Source organism: Nocardia abscessus NBRC 100374 (assembly GCF_000308455.1).
GTDB classification, from domain to species: Bacteria; Actinomycetota; Actinomycetes; order Mycobacteriales; family Mycobacteriaceae; genus Nocardia; species Nocardia abscessus.
Genome location: NZ_BAFP01000034.1, coordinates 20,982 through 45,614, shown reverse-complemented (window position 1 = coordinate 45,614; position 24,633 = coordinate 20,982). Strand labels below are relative to the sequence as shown.

The window sequence follows — 24,633 nt, the reverse complement described above, 5'->3', positions numbered from 1 at the left end:
GTATGTGGTCGCGGCGGTCGCCGCGCTTTGTCCGGCCATTGAAGTCAGCCGATCGCTGGGCTGGCGGAGCAGGCACGGGTCAGGTGTGGGTGGCGGCGACGAAGCGGGGTTTACCTGCCAGGTCGGGGTGCTCCTCTATGTCGGTGAACACGCCGGTGGCGGTCAAGAGGGCGGCTACGCCGGAGCCGTTGGTGTCGTCGTGCTCGATGGCGGTGGCGCCGCCGGGGCGCAGCAACCGGGTGATGTTCGGGATCATCCCGCGGATGACCGCGAGCCCGTCCGGGCCGCCGAAGAGGGCGACGGACGGATCGTGCTCGGCCACCTCCGGGTCGAGGGGCGCGCCGTCCGGGATGTAGGGCGGGTTGGAGACCACGATGTCCACCCGGCCGTTCAGGTCGGTGAGCAGCTCGGGATCGGTCGCGTCGTCGGCGTAGAGGGTGATCGGGGTGTCGCCCGCGGCGATGCGGTCGTCGGCGTTGCGCCGCGCCCAGACCAGCGCCGCCGGATCGAGTTCGACCGCGCGCACATCCGCGTCGGGGCGCGCGTGCGCGACGGCCAATGCGAGCGCTCCCGACCCGGTGCACAGGTCGACGACGATCGGCGTGTGATCGTGCGGCAGCGCCTCCAGCTGCGCCAGCGCCCACGCGTACAACAGCTCGGTCTCCGGGCGCGGCACGAAGACGCCGGGGCCGACCGCGAGGTCGAGCGCACCCATCACGGCCGTGCCGGTCAAGTGCTGCAACGGGATCCGCCGCGCGCGGCGGTCGACCAGCGCGCGGAACTCGTCCAGTTTTTCCGGCGGCACCAGCGGGGTCAGCGCCAGCCTGGTCCGTTCCACGCCGAGGACGTGCGCCGCCAAATGCTCGGCGTCGGCCCGCGGACTGTGCACCCCGGCGGTCCGTAACGTCTCGACGGCGTCGTTGATGACGGGACGCAGCGCGACTCGGGTCATAGACATGACACCGACTCTGCCCGACAGACGATCATTCCGCGGCCATCCGCGCTTCGCGATCCGCCTTCCCCAGAGCATCCAGCAGCGCGTCGAGGTCGCCGTCGAGCACGGAGTCGAGGTTGTGCGCCTTGAAACCGATGCGATGGTCGGTGATCCGGTTCTCCGGGAAGTTGTAGGTGCGGATCCGCTCGGAGCGGTCCACCGTGCGGATCTGGCTGGCCCGGCCCGCCGCCGCCTCTTGGTCGGCCTGATCTTCGGCCAGCGCCTGCAACCGCGCCGCGAGCACCTGCATGGCGCGCGCTTTGTTCTGCAGCTGCGACCGCTCGTTCTGGCAGGTGACCACGATGCCGGAGGGCAGATGGGTGATGCGCACCGCGGAGTCGGTGGTGTTGACGCCCTGGCCGCCCTTGCCGGAGGAGCGGTAGACGTCGATGCGCAGATCCGACTCGTCGATCTGCACCTCTTCGATCTCATCGGGTTCCGGGTAGATCAGCACGCCCGCCGCCGAGGTGTGGATGCGGCCCTGCGACTCGGTCACCGGGACGCGCTGCACCCGGTGCACACCACCCTCGAACTTGAACCGCGACCAGACACCGTCACGCGACGCGTCGCGGCTCTTGATCGACAGCGTCGCCTCTTTGTAGCCACCCAGGTCGGACAGGGCTACGTCGAGGATCTCGACCTTCCAGCCGTGCCGCTCCGCGTACCGCACGTACATGCGGGCCAGGTCCGAGGCGAACAGCGCGGACTCCTCGCCGCCCTCGCCGGACTTCACCTCGAGCACGACGTCGTCGCCGTCGTGCGGGTCGCGGGGGGCCAGCAGGTCGGCGAGGGCCTGTTCGAGCTCCTCGACCTGCCGTTCCAGATCCGGGATCTCCGCGGCGAACGCGGCGTCGGCGGCGGCGAGTTCCTGGGCGGCGGACAGATCACCGCGCACCGTCTCCAGTTTGCGATAGGTCGCCATGACCGGGGCCAGCTCGGCGAACCGCTTGCCGACCCGGCGCGCGGCGCCCGCATCGTTGTGCAGCGACGGATCGGCCAGCTGCGTCTCCAGGCCCGCGTACTCGGCCAGAATGTCGTCGATGGCGGACGGTTGCGTCACAGTGCTTCCTTCTCCCTGGTAGCTGTCCAGACAAAACACCGACGCCCGGCCTGCGAGCAGGACCGGGCGTCGGCGGGGAAGCTACTTGGCGTCGGCCTTTTTGCCGGCACGCTTGCCGTAGCGGGCCTCGAAGCGGGCCACGCGGCCACCGGTGTCGAGGATCTTCTGCTTGCCGGTGTAGAACGGGTGGCACTGCGAGCAGACCTCGACGGTGATGTGTCCCGACTCCTTGGTGCTGCGAGTCTGGAAGGTGTTGCCGCAACCACAGACGACCGTGGTGTCGACATACGTCGGGTGAATTCCTGCCTTCATGGGTGTCCTCTCGAGTTTGGTCGCCGGGTCGCCCACGCGAATTCGCGCGAAGCGTGAACCGGAACCGACTAGGCGGGAGCTCTGCTCACCTGAGCAGACGCAACGACCGTTCAGTATGCCAGAACTGCCGTTACGCTCCCAAAACGCCCCCGGCGAGTGGTTTGTTCCCGCCCTAGGTACTCCCCCATCGTTCGCGCCCCTGGAAGTCCGGGCACGCGAATCGGCGCCGCCTCCGGGACGCTGAAGTCGGGTAGTCCGCTACTCACGAATGCGAACAGATCCGTTCATAGAGTTGCATACCTGGGTGCACATCGGCGTGCCGAGACAGGAAGGAGACCCCGTGAACATCCGAATCGCGGCCGCGATCTTCGTTCTACTGATTCTCTCGGTCGCCGTCGGTTTGTCCGCACTCCCCGACAACGTGCACTATCCGACGCCGGAGAACGCCGTGCACATCCAGACCGCGCGATCCGCCGCCCCCGAGCCCGATATCGGGCACTGCGCACTGATCCTCGGTCTGCTGATCAGTGGCGCGGCCACGGTCGGCCTCGCCTTCTTCGCCCCCCGGACGCCGAAAGGGTCCCGCACCAGCGGGACCCTTTCGGCCGTTGTCATGGCGACAACTGATGAACTCCAACTCCACGGCACCCGGCCGGTACGGCCTGAATGCCCGGAGAGACGGACGAGCCCAATGCTATTCGTCGAGCGCGCCCGGCGCGGTCTTGCTCACCTGCATCAAGAACTCGAGGTTGTTCTTGGACTTCTTCAGTCGGTCGATCAGCAGATCGATCGCCTGGTGCGAGTCCAGGCCGGACAGTACGCGGCGCAGCTTGTGCAGTACCGCCGCCTCGTCGGGGTTGAGCAGTAGCTCGTCCTTGCGGGTACCGGACGGGTTGACGTCCACCGCAGGGAATACTCGCCGCTCCGCGATCTTGCGGTCCAGCTTGAGCTCGGCGTTGCCGGTGCCCTTGAACTCCTCGAAGATCACCGTGTCACCGGTCGAACCGGTCTCCACCATGGCGGTGGCGATGATCGTCAGCGAGCCGCCGTTCTCGATGTTGCGCGCCGCGCCGAGGAACCGCTTGGGCGGGTACAGCGCGGTGGAATCCACACCACCGGAAAGGATTCGACCCGAGGCGGGCGAGGAGTTGTTGTACGCGCGGCCGAGCCGGGTGATCGAGTCGAGCAGCACGACAACGTCCCTACCCATCTCCACCAGGCGCTTGGCGCGCTCGATGGCGAGTTCGGCGACCGAGGTGTGGTCCGACGGCGGGCGGTCGAAGGTCGAGGAGATGACCTCGCCGCGCACCGAACGCTGCATATCGGTGACCTCTTCGGGACGCTCGTCCACCAGCACGACCATGAGGTAGACCTCGGGGTTGTTGGTCGCGATCGCGTTGGCGATGTCCTGCAGAATCGTGGTCTTACCGGCCTTCGGCGGCGACACGATCAGGGCGCGCTGGCCCTTGCCGATCGGCATGATCAGGTCGATCACGCGGGTGGTCAGCTTGTTCGGCTGGGTCTCCAGCCGCAGGCGCTGGTTCGGGTACAGCGGGGTGAGCTTGCCGAACTCGGGACGGCGCTTGGCCGCCTCGACGTCGCCGCCGTTGACCGTGTCCAGCCGCACCAGCGGATCGAACTTCTGGCGCTGGTTGGCCTGTTCGCCGTCACGCGGGGCGCGCACCGCGCCGGTGATGGCGTCGCCGCGGCGCAGGCCGTTCTTGCGAACCAGGTTCATCGACACGTAGACGTCGTTCGGCCCGGCCAGGTAACCCGAGGTGCGAACGAAGGCGTAGTTGTCCAGCACGTCGAGGATGCCCGCGACCGGCTGCAGGACGTCGTCCTCGCGGATCTCCAGCTCGCGGGCCTCGCCGCCGCCGCCACCACCATCGCGGTCGCGCCCACGACGACGCTCCCGGAAGCGGCGTCCGCGCCGTCCGCGACCGCCTTCCTCGTCGTCGCCGCCACGGTCGCGCGCGCTGCCGTTCTGGCTCTGGCCGCGCTCGCCCTGGCCACGCTCACTCTGACGCTCGCCCTGGCCACGCTCACTCTGACGCTCGCCCTGGCCACGCTCACTCTGACGCTCGCCCTGGCCACGCTCACTCTGACGCTCGCCCTGGCCACGCTCACTCTGACGCTCGCCTTGGCCACGCTCGCGGCGGCGCTCGCCGCCCTGTTCGCTGTCCTGCTTCGGTTCGTCGGCACGCGTCTCGGCGGGAGCGGCCTCGGTGGACGCGGATCGCGCCTGGTCACGGCCACGCCGCTGCCTGCCACGACCACGCTGGCCGCTCTCCCGGCCGGACTCCTCGGTGGTCTCGGTCGCCGTGGACGAGGCCGACTCGGCGGCGGGCGCGGAATCGGCGGCAGCCTTCTTCGCCGGGGCGGGAGCCTCGGTGGACGCGGCCGAAGCCGCGGGCGTCACGTCGAGGGTCGCCTGCTCGGCCTTGGCGGGCGCCGACTCGGCGGGAGCGGCGTTCTTCGCGGGGGCATCGGCCTTGGCGGTTGCCGCGGACTTGGCCTCGCCCTTGGCGGGCTTTTCCACCTTCGCCGACTTTCCGGCGGCCTGATTTTCCTTGATGGCGGCGATCAAATCGCCCTTGCGCATTCCGGAGGTGCCTCGGATACCGAGCTCCCCCGCAAGCGCGCGCAACTGCGGCAACAACATTCCAGTCAGCCCCGATCGTGCGACGTCGGTGTTTTCGATCATCTTCGAAATCTGTCCGGATTCACTTTCGCGGTCGCCCGTCGGGTTCGATTCCACGCCGGGTGTCGCGAGCAGGTCCGTATCTGTCACGGAAATCCTTTCCTTCCCTCGATTGCCGTGTGCTGTTTCGAGGGTTCGTCCCGCAGCCCGGGCATTCTGCCGGACTGGGATGCGTCCGTCCGGGCGCTTTGTGCCGTATCACCTGCCCCGCCGGACCGGCGGCTTCTCCACCGTTGGTGAAAGGTGGGGAGAGATCATTCCAGTTGCGCAGCTACGCAGCACCCCCATGGCCTGGAGGCTCGAGCCTGGAGCCTGCTGGAGCGATTGCCCTGATGAAGCACCGGCGTCTGATGCGCACGATGTACGGACTTGCCCAGGATAGCTGTCCATTGCGAATCTCGGCAAGACAGACTCGCCGTCAGTCGACCAGGACGCCCTGGGCGATTCCCGGCTCCACCACGCGCAGGCCGTCGGCCGCCGCCAGTTCGCGGAGTTCCGCTGGAAATTCGCTGGTACCCAGGGCCAGGATGGTGGGGCCCGCACCGGAGACGGTGGCAGCCATCCCGGCCGCGCGCAGCCGGGTGATCCAGGCGGTGGTCAGCGGTAGCGCGGGGGCACGCTGGGCCTGGTGCAGGCGGTCCGCGGTAGCGGGCATCAGCAGGTCGGGACGCTGGGTGAGTGCCACCACGGCCAGCGCCGCGCGACTGACGTTGAACGCGGCGTCGCCGTGTGGCACCACGTCGGGCAGGAGGCCGCGGGTGTGCGCCGTGGACGAGCGCTCCTCGGGGATCAGCACGACCGGCCGCAGCGCGGGATGCGGCTCCAGCCGCACCGCACGGTAGACGCGACCGTGGTACTCCGTGCCCGGCGCCTCGTCGGCGGGGTGCTCGCTCTCGGTCCACGAGACCACGATCCCGCCGAGCACACTGGCCGCCGCGTTGTCCGGATGACCCTCGAATTCGGCGGCCAGCTGGACCATTCGGTCGGCCGACGTGGCCAGCGCCGGGTCCAGTTTCGCGACCAGGGCGCACCCCGCGGCCAGTCCGCCGACCACCGCGGAGGCCGACGAGCCGAGCCCGCGGGAATGCGGAATCACGTTGCGGCACACCACATCGAGACCGTCGGCCCACACTCCGGCCGACTCCAGGCCGCGCTCGATCGCACGGACCACGAGATGTGAAGGGCCCCAGGGCACGTCGTCGGCGCCCTCACCCTCGACCCGGATGGTGAGCCCGGAATCGGTGGTGCTCACCTGGATCTCGTCGTAGATCCCCAATGCCATACCGAGCGAGTCGAACCCGGGACCGAGGTTCGCGGTGGAGGCGGGCACCCGCGCGGTCACGGTCAGACCGGCGGGCAGCGTCGCGCTCATGAGCCGGCTGTCACGCGAATTCAACTCAAGCCAGCTCTAGTTCGGCGGCGACCGCGACCGGGTCGACCGAGATCGGCTGCACCTGCGGCATGCCCGACAGCGCGGTGTCGGGATCCTTCAGACCGTTGCCGGTCACCGTGCACACCACGGTGAGGCCCGAATCCAGCCAGCCCTCCTTGCGGGCGGCGAGCACACCGGCCACGCTGGCGGCCGACGCGGGCTCGACGAACACTCCTTCGGTGGCCGCGACCAGGCGGTACGCGTCCAGGATCTCCTCGTCGGTGGCCGCGCGGAACGCACCACCGGACTGCTCCTTGGCCTCGACCGCGCCGTTCCAGGAGGCGGGCGCGCCGATCCGGATGGCGGTGGCGATGGTCTCGGGGTCCTTCACCGGAGCGCCGTTGACCAGCGGGGCCGCACCCGCGGCCTGCACGCCGAGCATGCGCGGCAGCCCACCGGTGACACCGTCGGCGTAGTACTCCCGGTAGCCGCGCCAGTACGCGGTGATGTTGCCCGCGTTGCCGACCGGAAGGGCGTGCACGTCGGGCGCCTTACCGAGCACGTCGCAGATCTCGAAGGCCGCGGTCTTCTGGCCCTCGATGCGCGCCGGGTTCACCGAGTTCACCAGACCGATGCTGGGGAAATCGGCGGTGACCTTGCGGGCGAGCTCCAGGCAGTCGTCGAAGTTGCCCTGCACCTGGATGATCTTCGCGCCGAGCATGACGGCCTGGGCCAGTTTGCCCATCGCGATCTTGCCCTGCGGAATCAGCACCGCGCAGCTCATGCCCGCGCGGGTGGCGTAGGCCGCGGCGGATGCCGAGGTGTTGCCGGTGGACGCGCACAGCACCGCCTGCTGGCCGCGGTACTTGGCGTCGGTCATCGCCATCGTCATACCCCGGTCCTTGAACGAACCGGTCGGGTTCAGGCCCTCGACCTTCAGGTAGACCTCGCACCCGGTCACCTCGGACAGGTGCGGCGCGGGCACCAGGGGCGTGCCGCCCTCGTACAGCGTGACCGGCTCCCAGTCGGCTGCGCCCGCGAGCCGGTCGCGGTAGGCCGCGATCAGGCCCGGCCAGCGGGAGTGCACTCCTGCCTGGGGCGCGACGCCGGTCGTGCGCCCACCCGTCTCCCGGCCACCCCTCGTGGCGTCGCTGCGCGACACTGTGGTCATTCTTCGGTGCCTTCCAATCTCAGAACGCTGGTCACGGATGTGACGGATGCCATATCCGCCAAGGCGGCCACGGTCTCCGCGAGCGCCGACTCCACGGCGTGGTGGGTCACCACGACCAGGCGCGCACCCGAGCCGTGCCCTTCTTGACGGACGGTCGAGATGCTCACCCCGTGATTGGCGAATTCGCCCGCCACCGCGGCCAGGACCCCAGGACGATCCTCGACCTGCAGGTTCACGTGATAGCGGGTGGGCGTGTCGCCGATCGGCGCGATCGGTAGCTCAGCATAAACCGATTCGCCCGGAGCGCGACCCCCGTAGAACTTGTTCCGCGCGGCCATCACCAGATCGCCGAGTACCGCGGAGGCGGTCGGGGCGCCACCGGCGCCCTGCCCGTAGAACATCAGCCGCCCGGCGTTCTCCGCCTCGACGACCACCGCGTTGAAGGCGCCGGTCACCGCGGCCAGCGGGTGCTTGCGCGGAATGAGCGCCGGGTAGACGCGCACCGAGACGCGCTCTTTGCCGCCGTCCTCCGGTCCCGGCTCGCCGGGGCCCGCGTCCACACGCTCGCAGATAGCCAGCAGCTTGACCGTGCAGTCGAGCGCCGAGGCGGTCTCCAGGTCCTCGGCGGAGATCCGCGAGATGCCCTCGCGGTACACGTCGGCGGCGGTGACCCGGGTGTGGAACGCCAGGGAGGCGAGGATCGCGGCCTTGGCCGCGGCGTCGTAACCCTCCACGTCGGCGGTCGGGTCGGCCTCCGCGTAGCCCAGCCGGGTGGCTTCGGCCAGCGTGTCCGAGTAGTCGGCGCCGGTCTCGTCCATCGCGGAGAGGATGAAGTTGGTGGTGCCGTTGACGATGCCGACGACCCGGTTCACCCGGTCGCCTGCCAGCGACTGGATCAGCGGGCGCACCACGGGGATGGCGCCCGCGACGGCGGCCTCGAAGTACAGGTCGGCGCGGCTGCGTTCGGCGGCCGCGGCGAGCTCGCCGGTGTAGTCGGCCAGCAGCGCCTTGTTCGCGGTGACCACGGATTTGCCCGCGTTCAGCGCGGCCAGGATCAACCGGCGCGGCGGATCGATGCCGCCGATCACCTCGACCACCAGGTCGACGTCGTCGCGGGCGACGAGTGCGTCGGCGTCGGTGGTGAGCAGGTCCGCGGGGATGCCGCGGTCGGTGTCGAGGTTGCGCACGGCCACACCGCGCAGCACCACCGGGGCGCCGACGCGGGAACGCAGGTCCTCGGTGTGCTCGCGCAGGATGCGCACGACCTCGGTGCCGACATTGCCCATACCCAGGACCGCGACACCGATCGGGCGATCGGTCCCCCACGCACCCTTGTTCGCGTTCGCCGTCACGCTTCCACCTCCAAGCTGAGCAGGTCCGCCACCGTCTCCCGGCGCAGGATCAGGCGGGGCTTTCCGTCCCGCACCGCGACGACCGCGGGACGGGTCAACTGGTTGTACCGGCTGGACATCGAGTAGCAGTACGCGCCGGTGGCGGCGACGGCGACCAGATCGCCGGGGCCGACATCGGCGGGCATCCAGGTGTCCCGGATGACGATATCGCCGCTCTCGCAATGCTTTCCGACGACGCGAGCGACCACCGGACCGGCCTGCGAGGACCGCGAGACCAGGCGGCAGTCGTAATCGGCCTGGTACAGCGCGGGCCGGATGTTGTCGCTCATGCCGCCGTCGACGCTCACGTAGCGGCGGCGCAGACCGCCGTCCAGCGAGACGTCCTTGATGGTGCCCACCTCGTAGAGCGTCACCGTGCCGGGACCCGCGATGGCGCGGCCGGGCTCCACCGCGATCACCGGCGTCGGCAACCCGGCGCGATCCGCTTCGGCGGCGACCAGCTCGCGCAGGTTCGCGGCGAACTGGTCCAACGGCGGCGGGTCGTCCGATGGCAGGTACGAAATACCCAATCCGCCACCGAGATCCAGCGTCGCGATCTGCGCGGTGCGCTCGACGCCGAACTTGTCGATGGCCTCGCGCAGCAGGCCGAGCATGCGCCGCGCGGCGATCTCGAAGCCGTCGATCTCGAAGATCTGCGAGCCGATGTGGCTGTGCAGGCCGACCAGACGCAGATTGTCGGCGTCGAAGACGCGCGCGAGCGCCTCCATCGCGTCGCCGCCCGCGATCGAGAAGCCGAATTTCTGGTCCTCGTGCGCGGTCGAAATGTATTCGTGGGTATGGGCTTCCACACCGACAGTGACGCGCACCAGCACGTCCTGCACCACGCCGGCGCGGCCCGCGACGGCTTCCAGTCGCTCGATCTCGATCAGCGAGTCGACCACCACATGGCCGACGCCCGCGGATACCGCGGTTTCCAACTCCACGACCGATTTGTTGTTGCCGTGCAACGCGATTCGCTCGGCGGGGAAGCCCGCGTGCAGCGCGACGGCGAGTTCACCGCCGGAGCACACGTCCAGCGAGAGGCCCTCGTCGCGGATCCAGCGGGCGACCTCGCCGCACAGGAACGCTTTGGACGCGTAGTGCACCCGCGCGTTCGCCCCGAAGGCGCGCACCATGTCGCGGCAGCGGGAACGGAAGTCGTCCTCATCGATGACGAACAACGGGGTGCCGAACTGGGCGGCCAGCTCGTGCACCGGCACGCCGGCCAAACGGACGACGCCGTCTTCGTCGCGCACGGCGTTGCGCGGCCACACGTTCACGGGCAGGTCGATCATCTGCTTCGGATCGCTCGGACGCTCCGGCAGATTCGGCGCGTGCGGAATCTCGGCATGCCGGGGACCGGCGGGATGTGCGCTCATGCCTTGTCCTCACTCCGCTCGCTCACTGGTACTTCCTTCCTCGCTCTGGTCGGCCGGCCGGTCACATGCGCTCCGGCGCACTGACGCCGAGCAGACCCAAGCCGTTGGCCAAGACCTGGCGCGTGGCGTTCACCAGAGTGAGCCGGGCGGCGTTCGTCGGCGAGACGGGGTCGTCACCCAGCGGCAGGACGCGCAGGTTCTTGTTGGTCTGGAAACGGTGGTAGGCGCCGGCCAGCTCCTCCAGGTAGCGGGCCACCCGGTGCGGTTCGCGCAGGCTCGCCGCGCTGCCCACCACGCGCGGGTACTCGCCGAGGGTGCGGATCAGCTCGCCCTCCTCCTCGGCCGACAGCAGCGCGAGATCGGGGGTCACGGCGTCGTATTCGAATTCGGCGGCGTTGCGCGCGATGGACGCGGTCCGGGCGTGCGCGTACTGCACGTAGTAGACCGGGTTCTCGTTGCTCTGGCTGGCCCACAGGTTCAGGTCGATGTCGATGCTCGAGTTCACCGACGAACGCACCAGCGAGTATCGCGCCGCGTCCACGCCGATCGCCTCGACCAGGTCGTCGAGCGTCACCACGGTGCCCGCCCGCTTGCTCATCTTCACCGCGACGCCGTCACGCAGCAGGTTCACCATCTGCCCGATCAGCACCTCGACGGTCGCCGGATCGTCACCGAAGGCGGCCGCGGCGGCCTTCAGCCTGCCGATGTAACCGTGGTGGTCGGCGCCGAGCATGTAGATGCACAGGTCGAAGCCGCGGGCGCGCTTGTCCTGGAAGTAGGCGATGTCGCCTGCGATGTAGGCCGCTTTGCCGTCGCTCTTGATGACCACCCGGTCCTGGTCGTCACCGTATTCCGAGCTGGCGATCCACCAGGCGCCGTCCTTCTCGTACAGATCGCCGGAGTTCTTCAACCGCTGCACCGCCTGCTCGACCGCGCCGGAGGCGAACAGCGAGCTCTCGTTGAAGTAGACGTCGAAGTCGGTGCCGAAATCGTGCAGCGACTCCCTGATGTGCGCGAACATCAGCTCGACGCCTACCGCGCGGAACAGCTCGAGGCGCTCGCCCTCCGGCTTGCTCAGCGCGTCGGGGTGCGCCGCGATGATCTTGTCGGCGATCTCGCCGATGTAAGCGCCCGCGTACCCGTTCTCCGGAGTCGGCGCGCCGGTGGCGGCCGCGACCAGCGAGGCGGCGAACCGATCGATCTGCGCGCCGTGATCGTTGAAGTAGTACTCGCGCGCCACGTCGGCGCCCTGCGCGGCCAGGATGCGGCCCAGCGCGTCGCCGACCGACGCCCAGCGGGTGCCACCGAGGTGCACCGGGCCGGTCGGGTTGGCCGAGACGAACTCGAGGTTGATCCGGGTGCCCTTCAGCGTGTCGGCCGTGCCGTAGGCGGCGCCCGCGGCGAGCACCCGCTCGATGATCGCGCCCTGTGCTGAGGCGGCGAGGCGGATGTTCAGGAAGCCGGGCCCGGCGACCTCGGCGGCGGCGACACCGTCCGCGTCGGCCAGTGCGTCGGCCAGCCAAGTGGCCAGGTCACGCGGCTTGGTTCCGGCGCGCTTGGCCACCTGCATCGCGACATTCGTGGCATAGTCGCCGTGTTCCGGGTTTCGCGGACGCTCCACCGTGACCTCGTCGGGCAGGACCGCAGGGTCCAGTCCACGTTCGACAAGCACCTTCGCCGCGGTCGAGCGAAGGAGATCTGCAAGGTCAGCTGGAGTCACGAGTCTCTATCCTATGGTCTTGGCGGGTGTACACCTCTGGGTGGGCACTGCGCAGCCAGCGGATCCATCAACGTCGAAAGAGCACACTGAGCGATGCCTAGCAGTCCCAGCGCCAAATCGGCCAAGGCCGCCAAGGCCGCGGCGAAGTTGTCGGGTCCCCGCAAGGGGGGCAAACAAGGGCAGCTTCCGAAGAAGAATCGCCAGGTCCCCTGGCTGGCCATCGGCGCGGCCGTAGTAATCATCGCATTGATCGGCGCGCTGGCTTACAACCTGGTCCCCAAGTACCGGGAGCAGGCCGATCTGGAGAAGTACACGCCGAGCGCGCAGAAGAAGGACCCGTCGGACGGGATCGCGGGCGTGGTGAAGAAGGAATACCCCGCGGGCCTGCACATCGGCTCGAACCAGCGGGTGGCCTACGACCAGGCGCCGCCGTTCGGCGGCCCGCACGACCAGTCCTGGGCGACCTGCACCGGCGTGGTCTACAGCAAGCCGATCCGGGTGGAGAACGCGGTGCACTCGCTCGAGCACGGCGCGGTCTGGATCACCTACAACCCGGACAAGGTGAACGCCGACGGCATCGAGACGCTGAAGGCGAAGGTCGAGGGCAAGCCGTACACGCTGATGTCGCCCTACCCCGGCCTCGACACCGCGGTGTCGCTGCAGTCCTGGGGTCATCAGTTGAAGCTCGACAGCGCGGAGGACAAGCGCGTCGGCCAGTTCATCACCGCACTGCGGCTGAACAACTACACCTACCCCGAGGTGGGCGCCGACTGCTCGACCATCGTCTTCGACACCGACAACCCGCCGCCGTTCGACCCGACGCCGCCCGGACCCGACGCGGTGCCGATGGACGGCAAGGGCCTGCAGCCGGATCCGACCGAGTTCGGTGGTGCGCCCGGCGGCCTTCCGGGTGTGCCCGGCGTTCCCGGCCTCCCCGGGCTGCCCGGTATGCCCGGCGCTCCGGTGCCTGCGCAGCCCGCGCCCGCCCAGCCCGCACCCGGCGCGGGGCAGTAGTGTCCGGCGATCGCGAAGACGCCGCGGCCGGCTCTCGCGAAGCATCCGCTGGGGCCGGCACTCCCGAAACAACCGCTGGGGCCGGCACCCCCAAAACACCCGCCGGAGCTGCAACTCCCAAAACAGCCGCCGGAGCTGCAACTCCCGAAACACCCGCCGGAGCTGCCACTGCCGAAACACCTGCCGGAGCTGCCACTCCGGAAACACCCGCCGGAGCTACCACTGCCGAAACACCGGCCGGGGCCGACACTCGCGGCGCAACCGCCAGGGCTGGCACTTCGGAGGTACCCGTACCCGCCGGGCCCGACGACCGCGAAGCTCCGGGGGCCGGCATGCCCGAATCCCCCACGCACGGCGAGCACCGAGCCGCCGGATCCGACGAGCGCCGAGCCACTACGTCCGACAAGCACGAAGCCAACGGATCCGGCAGGCACGACGTTCCGGACGGATCCGATGACCGCGACGCGTCGGCCGGTTTCGGCGGACAGTTCCGCCGCCAGCGCACGGCGCTGCTGATCCTCGGCATCATCGGCGCCATTCTGATCGGCTTCGCGATCGGCGTGCTGGCGCGGATTCCGCTGGACGGTTCGCCGGAGCCGGACCCGGGCACGGTCGACGCCGGTTTCAGCCAGGACATGTCGGCTCATCACGCCCAAGCCGTCGAGATGGCGGGGGTGGTGCTGGTTCGTTCCACCGACACCGAGGTACGGCGTCTGGCCTACGACATCCTGACCACCCAGCAGAGCCAGATCGGGCGCATGCAGGGCTGGCTGCAACTGTGGGGCGAGCCCGCGCAGGGCGTGGACGGGTTCATGGGCTGGATGACCGAGCCCATGGGCGGACACGACCATTCCGGGACGAACGAGCCGCACCACTCCGGCCCGGTGCCCGCCATGCCCGGCATGGCCACGCCCGCCGAACTCGCCGCGCTGCGCCAGGCCACCGGCCCCGCCCTCGACACCATGTTCCTGCAGCTCATGCTGCGTCACCACGAGGGAGGGCTGCCGATGATCGACTACGCCGCCCAGCACGCGGCCACCACAGCGGTGCGCACCCTCTCGGAGACCATGGCCAAAACCCAGCGCGGTGAATCCGAGCTGATGACCACCATGCTCAGAACCCGCGGCGCTACCCCCCTCCGCTGACCCGAAACCCCGCCGCCGTCCGCGCTTTTTGGCGGACGGCGGCCGATACGATAGGCTGACCCAGCCCGATCGGACCGCCTTCCAGGCCCCGACCGAGACCTATCCCGCCCTCGTAGCTCAGGGGATAGAGCGTCTGCCTCCGGAGCAGAAGGCCGCAGGTTCGAATCCTGCCGAGGGCACGCACGAGAAAGGCCCCTACCAGCTGTTCGCCGGTAGGGGCCTTTCTCGTCTGAATCTCAGCCTAGCCCGATGGATGTGACCGCATCAGCTGCTGCCGAACACGCCATTCGGGATGAGCTTGTGGAACATGCGCCACAGCGGATCATTGCCGCGGCCACGGTCGTGATCCCCCGACCAATCCTTGTCGCGGTCACTGCTCGGGAAGCCAGGACGGTCGTCCCAACGGTCATGCTTGATTTCGGTGCCGACCACGACGGGTGTCGCTGGATCGGCCGAGGCCGGAATCGTCGATATCGACAGGGATACGGCGGCGATTGCGCCGGCGACAACCGCGCGGGCGAGTATCCGGCGCGGAGTAGTGAATGTGATTGCCGAGAGCACCGGCAGATCCTTTCTAGCGTCAGGGAGCGTATTCACCATGCCCCTGATCTGCTGATGGCACCCGGGAGCAGGGAGGAGATCGACAGTGCCCGCGTACGGGCGCCCCGGTCCCCCGGCCATATCGTACGCACGTCCGGTGTGTATGGAGGGGTGGCGTTACCGGGAGTCACACGCGGGCCACCCGCCGAACCACTGGTAGGTGGCCTTTTCGCGCTGCGTAGCCGGATTCAGTCCAGTATGCGGTGGCAGACGCTCGCATCTGCCCCACGGCCGTATGCCCGCTCGAAATCCTCATAGCCCGGCTCTATCTTGCCGTCCAGGTAGTACGGGACAAGGGCCGCCTCGACGCTGTTGCAGACCCATTTTTCACCCGATCCACTGTTCTGCATTTGGAAAGTAATCCAGTGGTGGCCGCTCAACGGAGCTCCCGCCGAGGCCGTGCATTCACGACCTTTCACGGATCCGAAGTGCGGTAAGTCGAGCGTGTAGTTGCAGGTGTAGGTCGGCAGAACTTGCGCGGCAGCGGTGGGGGCGGTCACCAGACCGGCGGTAACGGCCAGCAGGAGTACAGGCAGCCCCAGGCGGGCCAGACGGGTTGTGCTCATCGCGGTTCCTGTTCGAATCGACATCAATTGCGTTGGGGGAAGTGACTCGCGAACGGCCATCGCGCTCGCGTGGCGCGATCAGATCGGGCGACAGTTACTCGCGTCCACCCCGGCGTTGAGCACCGCCTCGGCGTCGTAGGATCCCATTCCCGGATGGATCGGCTTGCCGAGGTACGGGAACACCCCACCGCACTCCCATTTTTCGCCGGTGACGCTGTTCTCCATCCGGACCGGGTAGAAATAATTACCGTCCAGCGGCGCACCCGGCGACGCTGCACACCTGCGCGCTCGCATCGAGCTGCCTATCACGAAGTAGCTCGTGATGGGCGTGTACTTGCACGTGTATGTCGGCAACGGGGGTTGCGCCACGGCAGTGGGAGCCTTCGCCAGACCAGCACCGGCGGCCAGCATGAGCACGGGAAGCCCGAGAAGGGCAAGACGGGTTGTGATCATCAAGGCACCCTCACCGACCGGCCTAAAGAAACCCTTAACGACTCGTAAGCAAGCACAACCGGTCCCGGCCTACGTAGGAAATGATGACGAGTGGCACACCACGGTGAGGTCTACTCGGCGTTCGACGCAGCCATGTGCCACTCGTGAGTCGTTTAGGTAGGGAAGGTGAACGTATTGGTTGGCGGTAGGGCTGGGCGGCGTTGGGTGGTGGTGGGAGTTGTCGTGATTGCTGTCGCGGTGCTCGGGGGTGGCTTGTGGTTCGAGATCGCCAGGGAGCGGCCGCCGTTCGATACGGATGCGGTTTCGGGGACTCAAGTTGTTTGGGTGACGGCGCCGGCGGGGGCCGACCGGGGGACGTTGGAACTGTGGCAGCGGGACCGGCTTCGACGGTGGGAGCGCACGTTGGCGGTGCCCGCTTGGGTGGGCGCGGCTGGGATTTCGCGGGAGGCAAGGGAAGGGGCGGCGTATACGCCGGAGGGCACCTTCGCGTTGACCGAGGGCTTCGGCCGGTTACCTGACGTAGACGCGAAGCTTCCGTACCTGTCGGTGGATCCGTCGAACACCTGGTGGTGGGTATCCGACACGGCGAGCCCGCTGTACAACCAGAAGTATCAATGCGCCGAGGGCGGCTGTCCGTTCGACACCAGCCTCAGCGAGAACCTCGGGCGCACCGACCCGCAATACAACTACGCGTTGGTCATCGACTACAACCGCTTTCCGGTGGTGCCGAAGCAGGGCTCGGCGTTCTTCGTCCACGTCGAGGCGGGCAGGCCGACCGCGGGCTGCGTCGCGGTCGGCGCCGACGTCATGCGCACGCTGCTGACCACCCTCGAGCCGTCGAGGAAGCCGGTGATCGGCATGTACGCGACCTGAATCGCCGCACCGCGCACGCGGACGAGGCGCGAAAAGCATGCTCGCAGACGAGAAAAGGGCCCCCGAATAGTCGGGAGCCCTTTCGCTCGAGTGGTCGGGTGCCGTCTGCGGCCCGACGGCTACGGCAGGGGTTCGGTGGGTTTGTCGGTAGCCGTCAGGACGCCGGCTCGGGTGAGGTAGGTGAAGGCGGGGGCGGTCAGGCCGGGCTGGAGGAAATAGAAGTGGGCTTTGGTGACGGTGCCGTTCTCGGCGGCGTCGCACAGGGCGTGCAGGGCGGTGGGGTCGACGGTGAGGGCGGTGAGCTTGCCCGCCTCGTAGTCCATCTCCACCCACTTCGCGTGGATGGCGGCGCTCATGACGCTGCCGGTGAAGTCCTCCCGATCGGAGGCGGCGCTGAGGCCGAGCTCGAGGCCGTCGTCGAGGTCGGTCGGCGTGTGCTGCCAGCGGCCGAATTCCCACCAGCGCACGAAGCTGACCGGGCCTTCCACGCCGCCGGGCAGCTGCGCCGTCGGTTCCACCGAACGCACCCAGGCGGGCGCCGCGGCCAGCGGATCGTAGGAGGTCCCGGTGACCTCGTTGTCCTCGTCCCTCCCGAATAGCAGCGCGCGGTCACCGGGATATCTGACCAGTGAGTACCAATTGCCCTCACCGTCGTCGTTGATCAGCCGGCCGCTTTCCACTCTGGCCGTCTGCCCGATCTCCTGTCCGCTCGCGACCCGATCGGTGTGGGTCGCGGAAGTGATCACGTCCAAGACGGTCACGCGCGCCCACAGCACCTCGGGATGCGGCAACTGAAATCCCATGCCGGGCAACGTATCACCGGCCCCCTACGGCGACAACCGGGCAACAATCGGCCGGACCACCCGCTCGGCCGGCGCCGCACACTGCGGCAAATCGGCTCGCTATGGGCGCTCACAGGGAACTCCGAAGTTCTGACCAGATAGGCAAACTCGAGGCTACGTGCTCGATCACCACCCGACTGATACGGCCTAAAGTCCCGGAGCGGCGGACTTCCGCGGACGCAGGGCATAGGCGGGGACCAACTGGTCGCGCACGTGCAGGTCCGGGCGGCCGTCGGCGAACTGGATGCTGTAGGTCACCCGGCCCATCCAGTCACCGTCGACGGTGGGCAACCAGTGCGTCAGGGTGCCGGGGCGCTCGCCGCGCATGATGACGCCGGCGCCGTTCACATGCCGCGGAAGCCCCGGGTCGCGGACCAGGATCGCGTCCAGCCGCACCCAGACCGGCCGCGGCGGGTAGGTCAGCGTCCGGTAGTAGTGGCCGGTCCGGCTCGGGTAGACCAGCTCCGGTTCCGTGCCCTCGGTTCGCGGCGTTTCATCGCTTGTCGAACCCATGTTCGAATGTTAGCCGGACATATGCGGCAAGCACCAGGCAAACCGACCGGGAATCGGGCGACATGACGACGACCACATCTCCGGCTCCAACTGAGGCAATCGATCTAATATGATTGTTCTAGAACGATCATATTAGAAGGAGTGCGACATGTCCGCGAAGTTCGAGGTCGTCAAGGGTTTCTACCGGGCGACGCAGACGGGTGACGGACCGGCGATCCTGGCGCTGCTGCATCCGGACTTCGAAGCCCGGACCGCACCGGGGATGCCGTGCGGGGCCGGTGGCGCCTTCCACGGCCCGCTCGCGGCGATGACGCGCATCTGGGGCGCGGTAGCTCGGGATTTCGAAACCGCCCCGTACGACGAAACCTGGCAGGAGACCACGGACGGCACCGTCGTGGTGACGGGCCACTATCGCGGCGCGGCGCGCGGCACCGGCCGCGAATACGAGGCCGAATTCGTGCACCTGTGGCAGGTGGACGACGAAGGACGCATCACGCGGCTGCACCAGTACACCGACACCGCACGCTGGCACGCCGCGCTGACCGCCTGACCAGGCCGGGGAGACCGTTCGCCGTGGGTCACGGCAACCTCGCGAACGGTCCCGTCCGGTTTGGTTTCCGGTGGCCCGGGCACGCCGTTGCCGTAGCGATCCAGGCACCGGGGGTAGACACCGGAGGACGACATGGCTTACCCGCCGGGCGGGCAACCGCCGGATGAGCAACCGCAGTACCCGCAACAGCCGTCTCCTGGACAGGGCCCGCCGCCGGGCCCGGGTTATCCGCCACCCGGTTATCCGCCGGCCGGATACCCGCCGCAACCACCGAAGCAGAGCCACACCGGCTTGATCGTCGGCCTGGTGGTGATAGTCGCGCTGGTGATCGCGGGGGCGGTGATCACGGGCGTGTTCTTGACCTCGCAGGGCCGAGGTCCGCTCGCCTCGGATGAGAAGCGGATCGAGTTGTCGATTCGCGACTTCTACGAGACCCTCGACACCCGCGGTTTCAGCGCGGCGGCCGAGCAGGCGTGCGCGCGCGAGCGCGCCGCGTTCGAGGCGATGACCGAGCGCGAGAAGAACGAATTCGACAGCACCTCCGTATCGGTCACCATCGATAGGATCGAGGACATCGCCGTCACCGGGGACACCGCGACCGCGAAGGTCACCGGCAAGCTCACCGTGGCGGTGCCCGGCGAACAGCCCGATACCGAAACCAGCACGACCGAGCACCTGAAGAAGGAAGACGGGAAGTGGAAGGTCTGCTCCGCGGAGGGCACGCGCTGATCGAATGCACGCACCCATGAGTTGCTGCGGGCCGAACCGCAGAACCGTTCTCGGGGCACTCGGCCTCGCCGCACTGCTTCCCCTCGCCGGACGAACGAAAGCTCGGGCACAGCCGAATTCCGCCGTCGCCACCGATCTCGAAGTGGTGACGATCACCGACACCTCGGTGATCCTCACCTGGACCACGCTCGCGCCCGACCCGGCCGGTCGGCTGATCCCCGTCGACGCCGACACCCGGGTGCGGATCGGCCCCGCCGACTCCGCGCGCGAACCGGTGCCGGTCTTCGCCGACGACCGCCCCACCCCATTCCACTACGCCGAGATCGAGGGGCTCGAACCGGGCCGCGCCTACCGTTTCGAGGCTTGGTCGGCGGGCCTGCGCGCCACGCCGGCGCTGTCGCTCACCACCTCCGACCCCGCCGCACCGGAAGCCCGCGGCGAGTTCACCACTTTGGTCCCGCCGCCCGGCCGCAGGCTGCGCACGCTGGCGCTGGCCAACGACGTGCACTACGGCGAGCAGATCAGCGGCTTGATCGTCGGCGACCTGCCGCCCGGCTTCCGGCAGGCCCCTGACCTCGCGCCCTATCCCGAGGTGATGCTGGCCGCCGTCCTGGACGACTTGCGCCGCCCCGACCGCGGGGCCGAACGCCTGCTGCTCGCGGGCGACCTCACCGCCGAAGCCTCCGAAAACGACACCCGCACGGTGCGGGCCCGCCTCGACGCGTGGGGGGCGCTGGGCCGGGACTACCTAGCGGTGCGCGGCAACCACGACCGGCCGCACATAGGCGCCGAATACGCCGGTTGCGCGGCCGCTCCCGCCGACCACCGGGACTGCTGGGCCGACGTCTTCTCCGCGCGCCAGCAACTGGTCGAACACGAGATCGGCGGCCTGCGGCTACTGGGCGTGGACACCAGCCGGCTCGACGGCGCGGGCGGGTCCATCGAACGGCCCCAGTTCGATCACCTCGCCGAACGCCTGCGCGCCGATCCGGACCGGCCGACGCTGCTGTTCGGCCACCACCCCGTCACCACCGAGTCCGGGCTGACCAACCTCGCCGGGCCGGGATTCGTCCTCGACGGACGCGACAGCGCCGAGCTGCAGACGCTCTACACCCGGTCGCCCGGCGTCTTCCTGCATCACAGCGGCCATACCCACCGCAACCGCCGCACCAGACCGGACGCGTCGTGCGCGGTGGAGTTCCTGGAGGTCGCCTCGGTCAAGGAGTATCCGGGCGGCTACAGCCTGCTGCGTCTCTACGAAGGCGGCTACATGGTCAATTTCTACAAGACCCGCACCGAGCAAGCGCGGCGCTGGAGCGCGCTCACCCGCGGCGAGTATTTCGGGCTGCTCCCGGACTACACGCTCGGCACCTGCGCCGACCGCAATCACGTTGTGCTGCGCGACTTCTCGGGGCTGCGGTAACGGGCGCGGGGATTCGCCACATCCGGGAACGTTTGCGCACGTCGAACGCGGTATCTTCCTTAGGCTAGCCTCAACATACGCGGTCGGAAGGACGAGGATGAAGCCGGTCAGATGGAAGTCGATTGCCGCTGGATTGGCCGTCGCGGTGACGACGCTCGGCATCACGGCTTGCTCCGATTCCTCCGACGACGCGAACGAGATCACCGTCTACAACGCGCAGCACGAATCGCTCACCAAGGAGTGGGCCGACGCGTTCACCAAGGAAACCGGCATCAAGGTGACGTTGCGCCAGGGCGGTGACACGGCGCTGGGCAACCAGCTGGTCGCCGAGGGCGCGGCCTCGCCCGCCGACGTGTTCCTCACCGAGAATTCGCCCGCCATGGCGCTGGTGGAGAACGCGGGCCTGTTCGCCGACGTGGACGCCGCGACCCTGGAGCAGGTGCCCGCGCAGTTCCGGCCGTCCACCGGCAAGTGGACCGGCGTCGCCGCACGCTCAACGGTTTTCGTCTACAACAAGAACAAGGTCCAGCCGGGGCAGCTGCCCGCCTCGCTGCTCGATCTGGCGCAGCCGCAGTGGAAAGGCCGCTGGGGCGCGGGCGTGTCCGGCGCCGACTTCCAGGCCATCGTGGCGGCCCTGCTCGCGCTGAAGGGCGAGGACGTCACCCGCGCCTGGCTGAAAGGCATGAAGGAGAACGCGACACCGTTCCCGAACAACGTCGCGACCATGAAGGCGGTCAACTCCGGCAGCCCGGACGGCGGCGTCATCTACCACTACTACTGGTACCGCGACCAGGCGAAGACGAAGGAGAGCAGCGCCGACACCGCCCTGCACTACTTCAAGAACCAAGACCCCGGCGCATTCGTCAGCGTCTCCGGCGGCGGCGTGCTGAAGGCGAGCAAGAAGCAGGAGGCGGCGCAGAAGTTCCTGGCCTTCATCGTCGGCAAGGCCGGCCAAGAGGTGCTGCGCGACGGCACGTCGCTGGAGTACCCGGTCGCCAGTGGCGTGGCCGCGAATCGGGCGCTGCCGCCGCTGGCCGACCTGCAGGCCCCGGCCGTCGACCCGTCGAAGCTGGATTCGAAGAAGGTCACCCAGCTGATGACCGAAGCGGGTCTGCTGTAGTCGTGGCGCTGCGGACCGTTGTGACGGCACCCAGGGTCGGCAGGCCGGGGCCGGTCGTCACGATCGTCGCGCTGCTGCTGGTGGCGGCGACGTTCGTACCGCTCGGATACATCGTTTCGACGGTCTTCGCCACCGGCCTCGACCAGGCGGCCGAGCTGGTGTTCCGGCCCAGAGTCGGTGAGCTGCTCGGCAATACGGCCGCTCTGGTGGTGTGCACCGTGCCGATCTGCGTGGCGCTCGGCGTCGGGCTGGCCTGGGTGGTCGAACGCACCGACGTTCCGGGCAAGTCTTGGTGGGGGCCGGTTTTCGCGGCTCCGCTGGCGGTGCCCGCGTTCGTCAACAGCTATGCCTGGGTCAGCGTCTTCCCGACCGCGCACGGGCTGTGGGCGGGTGTGGTGATCTCGGCGATGTCCTACTTCCCGCTGGTCTACCTGCCCGCGGCGGCGACGCTGCGCCGACTCGACCCCGCGGTGGAGGAGTCGGCGCGGGCGCTGGGCTCCGGGCCGGTCGCGGTGTTCGCGCGAATCGTGCTGCCGCAGTTGCGCTTGGCCGTCCTCGGCGGCGGGCTGCTCATCGCACTGCATCTGCTCGCCGAGTACGGCGCCTTCGTGATGGTCCGGTTCGACACGTTCACCACGGCCATCTTCGAGCAGTACCAATCCAGCTTCGCCGGTCCGGCGGGCAGCATGCTCGCCGGTGTGCTCGTGCTGTGCTGCCTGGCGCTGCTCGGGGCGGAGGCCGGGCTGCGCGGCCGGGCGCGCTACGCGCGAATCGGCAGCGGGGCGCCGCGCGCCGCGACCCGGGTCCGGTTGGGCGTCGGCACGTTACCGGTCCTGGCCGTGCTCGCCGCGGTAACGGCGGGCGCGCTCGGCGTGCCGCTGTGGACCATCGTGCGCTGGTTGCGCATCGGCGGAACGGCGGTATGGGACCTCACCGACATCGGCAACGCGCTCGGGCAGACGGTGGCGCTGGCGGCCGTCGCCGCGCTGCTCACCACGCTGTGCGCGTTCCCGGTGGCGTGGATCGCGGTACGTTCCACCTCGGCGTTCGCCCGGCTGGTCGAGGGCGCCAACTACATCACCAGCTCGCTGCCCGGCATCGTGATCGCGCTGGCCATGGTGACCGTGACCATTCGGTGGGCGCCCGCGCTCTATCAGACGGCGAGCATGGTGATCGCCGCCTACCTCCTGTTGTTCCTGCCCCGGGCCCTGGTCAGCGTGCGGGCCGGGCTCGCCCAGGTGCCGGTCGGCCTGGAGGAGGCGTCCCGCTCGCTGGGCAAGTCGGGGCCCGCGACGTTCTTTCTCGTCACGCTGCGTCTCGCGGCGCCGGCCGCGGCTGCCGCCGCCGCGCTGGTGTTCGTCGCCGTGGCGACCGAATTGACCGCGACACTTCTGCTGGCGCCCAACGGAACTCGCACGCTGGCGATGCGGTTCTGGGGCCTGTCGGGCGAATTGGACTACGCCGCCGCGGCACCGTACGCCCTGATCATGATCGTCACCGCGGTGCCGGTGACGTATCTGCTGTTCACCAACTCGCGGAAGGCGGCCGGGATATGAGTCGCGTCGTCGTCGCCGATGTGTCGAAGACCTTCGGTCACACCCGCGTGCTGAGGGAGATCAGTCTCGACGTGCCGGACCGCACCGCGACCGCCGTCGTCGGCTCGTCCGGTTGCGGCAAGACCACACTGCTGCGGGTCATCGCCGGATTCGAGTCGCCGGATACGGGTTCGGTGTCGATCGGCGCGCAAACCGTTGTGGGCGAGCGGGGCACGGTGCCGCCGCAGCGGCGCAACATCGGCTATGTCGCGCAGGACGGGGCGCTGTTCCCGCATCTGACCGTCGGGCAGAACATCGCCTACGGACTCGGCCTGCGCCGCCGCAACCGGCAGAGGGTGGACGAGTTGCTGGAGATGGTCTCCCTGGACGCGTCCTATGCCGATCGGCGGCCGCATCAACTCTCCGGCGGCCAGCAGCAACGCGTCGCGCTGGCCCGCGCGCTGGCCCGCAAGCCGTCGGTGATGCTGCTGGACGAGCCGTTCAGCGCGCTCGACGCGGGGCTGCGCGCGACGACCAGGCAGGCCGTGGCCGACACGCTGCGTGCGGCGGGTATGACCAGCATTCTGGTGACCCACGACCAGGAGGAGGCGCTGAGTTTCGCCGAGCAGGTGGCGGTGATGCGGGACGGGCGCTTCACCCAGGTCGGCGCGCCGCAGGAGGTCTACGCCACGCCGAAGGACCTGTTCACCGCCCGCTTCCTCGGCGACTGCGTGCTGCTGGAGGCCGTGGTGGAAGCCGACGTGGCCAAGTGCGCGCTCGGGCGGATCCCGGTGCAGCGCAATGCCCCGGCCGGGTCCGTGACCGTCATGCTGCGGCCGGAACAGCTTGTGGCTCGCGCCGTTTCGGCGGGCGAGCCGGACAGCGGGCAGGTCAGCGCGGTCGAATTCCGCGGCGCCGACGTCGTCCTGACGATCGGCCTCGACGGCGCCACCACCCCGGTGCGGGTACGCCGGGCCAGCGTCGACGCTCCGGCCACCGGCCGGCGGGTGCGTCTGGAAGTGCTCGGCTCGGCGGTGGCGTACGCCGAGCCGAATACCACCTGAAGCCACATCCGGCACAGCGGGCTGCCGCGCTCATGGACCACCCCGATACGCCTCGATGTGCTCGGCTCAGCGGTGACGTGCACCGAGAGCCGAGCACCGAGGA

23 protein-coding genes and 1 tRNA gene are annotated in these 24,633 nt (G+C 69.0%); 10 read left to right on the top strand and 14 right to left on the bottom strand.

Going from position 1 to position 24,633, the window contains the following annotated elements; genetic code table 11:
* Positions 1 to 79: 79 nt before the first annotated feature.
* From prmC to argS, 9 genes are all read right to left on the bottom strand, one after another.
* Positions 80 to 952 carry a peptide chain release factor N(5)-glutamine methyltransferase gene (prmC, locus tag ON19_RS06305; protein ID WP_043688212.1) on the bottom strand — a complete coding sequence of 291 codons (873 nt, stop codon included), beginning with the start codon at positions 950 to 952 and terminating at the stop codon, positions 80 to 82.
* Positions 953 to 983: 31 nt separating this feature from the next.
* Positions 984 to 2,054, bottom strand: a complete 1,071-nt coding sequence (gene prfA, locus ON19_RS06300) for a peptide chain release factor 1 (protein ID WP_043688210.1) — start codon at positions 2,052 to 2,054, stop codon at positions 984 to 986.
* A gap of 81 nt (positions 2,055 to 2,135) precedes the next feature.
* Positions 2,136 to 2,366 carry a 50S ribosomal protein L31 gene (gene rpmE, locus ON19_RS06295; RefSeq protein ID WP_039796334.1) on the bottom strand — a complete coding sequence of 77 codons (231 nt, stop codon included), beginning with the start codon at positions 2,364 to 2,366 and terminating at the stop codon, positions 2,136 to 2,138.
* Between the two features lie 694 nt (positions 2,367 to 3,060).
* The gene (gene rho / locus ON19_RS06290) at positions 3,061 to 5,160 is read right to left on the bottom strand and encodes a transcription termination factor Rho (protein WP_043688208.1); all 2,100 of its coding nucleotides are present in this window, start codon (positions 5,158 to 5,160) and stop codon (positions 3,061 to 3,063) included.
* Between the two features lie 328 nt (positions 5,161 to 5,488).
* A complete protein-coding gene (gene thrB, locus ON19_RS06285) occupies positions 5,489 to 6,442 on the bottom strand; it encodes a homoserine kinase (protein WP_043688206.1) in 954 nt (317 codons plus the stop codon).
* 25 nt (positions 6,443 to 6,467) lie between these two features.
* Positions 6,468 to 7,529 (bottom strand): threonine synthase, encoded by a 1,062-nt coding sequence (gene thrC, locus ON19_RS06280; protein ID WP_043688205.1) that lies wholly within the window; start codon positions 7,527 to 7,529, stop codon positions 6,468 to 6,470.
* An 80-nt stretch (positions 7,530 to 7,609) separates the two neighbouring features.
* Positions 7,610 to 8,965 carry a homoserine dehydrogenase gene (locus ON19_RS06275; RefSeq protein ID WP_083899172.1) on the bottom strand — a complete coding sequence of 452 codons (1,356 nt, stop codon included), beginning with the start codon at positions 8,963 to 8,965 and terminating at the stop codon, positions 7,610 to 7,612.
* Positions 8,962 to 10,383 carry a diaminopimelate decarboxylase gene (gene lysA, locus ON19_RS06270; protein ID WP_043688202.1) on the bottom strand — a complete coding sequence of 474 codons (1,422 nt, stop codon included), beginning with the start codon at positions 10,381 to 10,383 and terminating at the stop codon, positions 8,962 to 8,964. Before lysA ends, ON19_RS06275 begins: the two co-directional genes overlap by 4 nt.
* Positions 10,384 to 10,444: 61 nt before the next feature.
* Positions 10,445 to 12,103: an arginine--tRNA ligase gene (argS, locus tag ON19_RS06265; RefSeq protein WP_043688201.1), complete on the bottom strand. Its 1,659-nt coding sequence runs from the start codon at positions 12,101 to 12,103 to the stop codon at positions 10,445 to 10,447.
* Between the two features lie 93 nt (positions 12,104 to 12,196).
* On the opposite strand from argS, the gene ON19_RS06260 reads away from it, so the two are divergent.
* The 3 genes from ON19_RS06260 (at position 12,197) to ON19_RS06250 (ending at position 14,441) form a co-directional block, all read left to right on the top strand.
* Positions 12,197 to 13,117, top strand: coding sequence for a thioredoxin-like domain-containing protein (locus tag ON19_RS06260; RefSeq protein ID WP_043688199.1), 921 nt, complete (start codon positions 12,197 to 12,199; stop codon positions 13,115 to 13,117).
* Between the two features lie 332 nt (positions 13,118 to 13,449).
* Entirely contained in the window at positions 13,450 to 14,262 is an 813-nt protein-coding gene (locus tag ON19_RS06255; protein WP_083899171.1) for a DUF305 domain-containing protein, read from the top strand.
* 106 nt (positions 14,263 to 14,368) lie between these two features.
* Positions 14,369 to 14,441, top strand: a tRNA-Arg gene (locus tag ON19_RS06250).
* 85 nt (positions 14,442 to 14,526) lie between these two features.
* Here ON19_RS06250 and ON19_RS41680 read toward each other — a convergent pair.
* From ON19_RS41680 to ON19_RS06240, 3 genes are all read right to left on the bottom strand, one after another.
* Positions 14,527 to 14,823, bottom strand: coding sequence for a hypothetical protein (locus ON19_RS41680; protein ID WP_218006380.1), 297 nt, complete (start codon positions 14,821 to 14,823; stop codon positions 14,527 to 14,529).
* A 227-nt stretch (positions 14,824 to 15,050) separates the two neighbouring features.
* Entirely contained in the window at positions 15,051 to 15,428 is a 378-nt protein-coding gene (locus tag ON19_RS06245) for a hypothetical protein (protein ID WP_043688197.1), read from the bottom strand.
* Positions 15,429 to 15,506: 78 nt separating this feature from the next.
* A complete protein-coding gene (locus tag ON19_RS06240; protein WP_157229604.1) occupies positions 15,507 to 15,881 on the bottom strand; it encodes a hypothetical protein in 375 nt (124 codons plus the stop codon).
* 324 nt (positions 15,882 to 16,205) lie between these two features.
* Here ON19_RS06240 and ON19_RS06235 point away from each other — a divergent pair, with 324 nt between their 5' ends.
* Positions 16,206 to 16,754 carry a L,D-transpeptidase family protein gene (locus tag ON19_RS06235; protein WP_218006379.1) on the top strand — a complete coding sequence of 183 codons (549 nt, stop codon included), beginning with the start codon at positions 16,206 to 16,208 and terminating at the stop codon, positions 16,752 to 16,754.
* Positions 16,755 to 16,873: 119 nt separating this feature from the next.
* Here the strand turns inward: ON19_RS06235 and ON19_RS06230 are convergent, their stop codons facing one another.
* The gene (locus ON19_RS06230; protein ID WP_043688194.1) at positions 16,874 to 17,557 is read right to left on the bottom strand and encodes a hypothetical protein; all 684 of its coding nucleotides are present in this window, start codon (positions 17,555 to 17,557) and stop codon (positions 16,874 to 16,876) included.
* Positions 17,558 to 17,743: 186 nt separating this feature from the next.
* Complete coding sequence (locus ON19_RS06225; RefSeq protein ID WP_043688192.1) at positions 17,744 to 18,109, bottom strand: hypothetical protein; 366 nt, start codon at positions 18,107 to 18,109, stop codon at positions 17,744 to 17,746.
* Between the two features lie 148 nt (positions 18,110 to 18,257).
* Here ON19_RS06225 and ON19_RS06220 point away from each other — a divergent pair, with 148 nt between their 5' ends.
* The 6 genes from ON19_RS06220 (at position 18,258) to ON19_RS06195 (ending at position 24,530) form a co-directional block, all read left to right on the top strand.
* Positions 18,258 to 18,659: a nuclear transport factor 2 family protein gene (locus tag ON19_RS06220; RefSeq protein WP_043688190.1), complete on the top strand. Its 402-nt coding sequence runs from the start codon at positions 18,258 to 18,260 to the stop codon at positions 18,657 to 18,659.
* A gap of 132 nt (positions 18,660 to 18,791) precedes the next feature.
* Positions 18,792 to 19,388 (top strand): Rv0361 family membrane protein, encoded by a 597-nt coding sequence (locus tag ON19_RS06215; RefSeq protein WP_043688189.1) that lies wholly within the window; start codon positions 18,792 to 18,794, stop codon positions 19,386 to 19,388.
* Between the two features lie 4 nt (positions 19,389 to 19,392).
* On the top strand, positions 19,393 to 20,811 hold the full coding sequence (locus tag ON19_RS06210; protein WP_227954452.1) for a metallophosphoesterase: 1,419 nt from the start codon (positions 19,393 to 19,395) through the stop codon (positions 20,809 to 20,811).
* A gap of 97 nt (positions 20,812 to 20,908) precedes the next feature.
* Positions 20,909 to 21,931: an iron ABC transporter substrate-binding protein gene (locus ON19_RS06205; RefSeq protein ID WP_043688186.1), complete on the top strand. Its 1,023-nt coding sequence runs from the start codon at positions 20,909 to 20,911 to the stop codon at positions 21,929 to 21,931.
* A gap of 2 nt (positions 21,932 to 21,933) precedes the next feature.
* A complete protein-coding gene (locus ON19_RS06200; protein WP_051168583.1) occupies positions 21,934 to 23,487 on the top strand; it encodes an ABC transporter permease in 1,554 nt (517 codons plus the stop codon).
* Entirely contained in the window at positions 23,484 to 24,530 is a 1,047-nt protein-coding gene (locus tag ON19_RS06195) for an ABC transporter ATP-binding protein (protein ID WP_043688185.1), read from the top strand. Before ON19_RS06200 ends, ON19_RS06195 begins: the two co-directional genes overlap by 4 nt.
* Positions 24,531 to 24,633 lie beyond the last annotated feature (103 nt).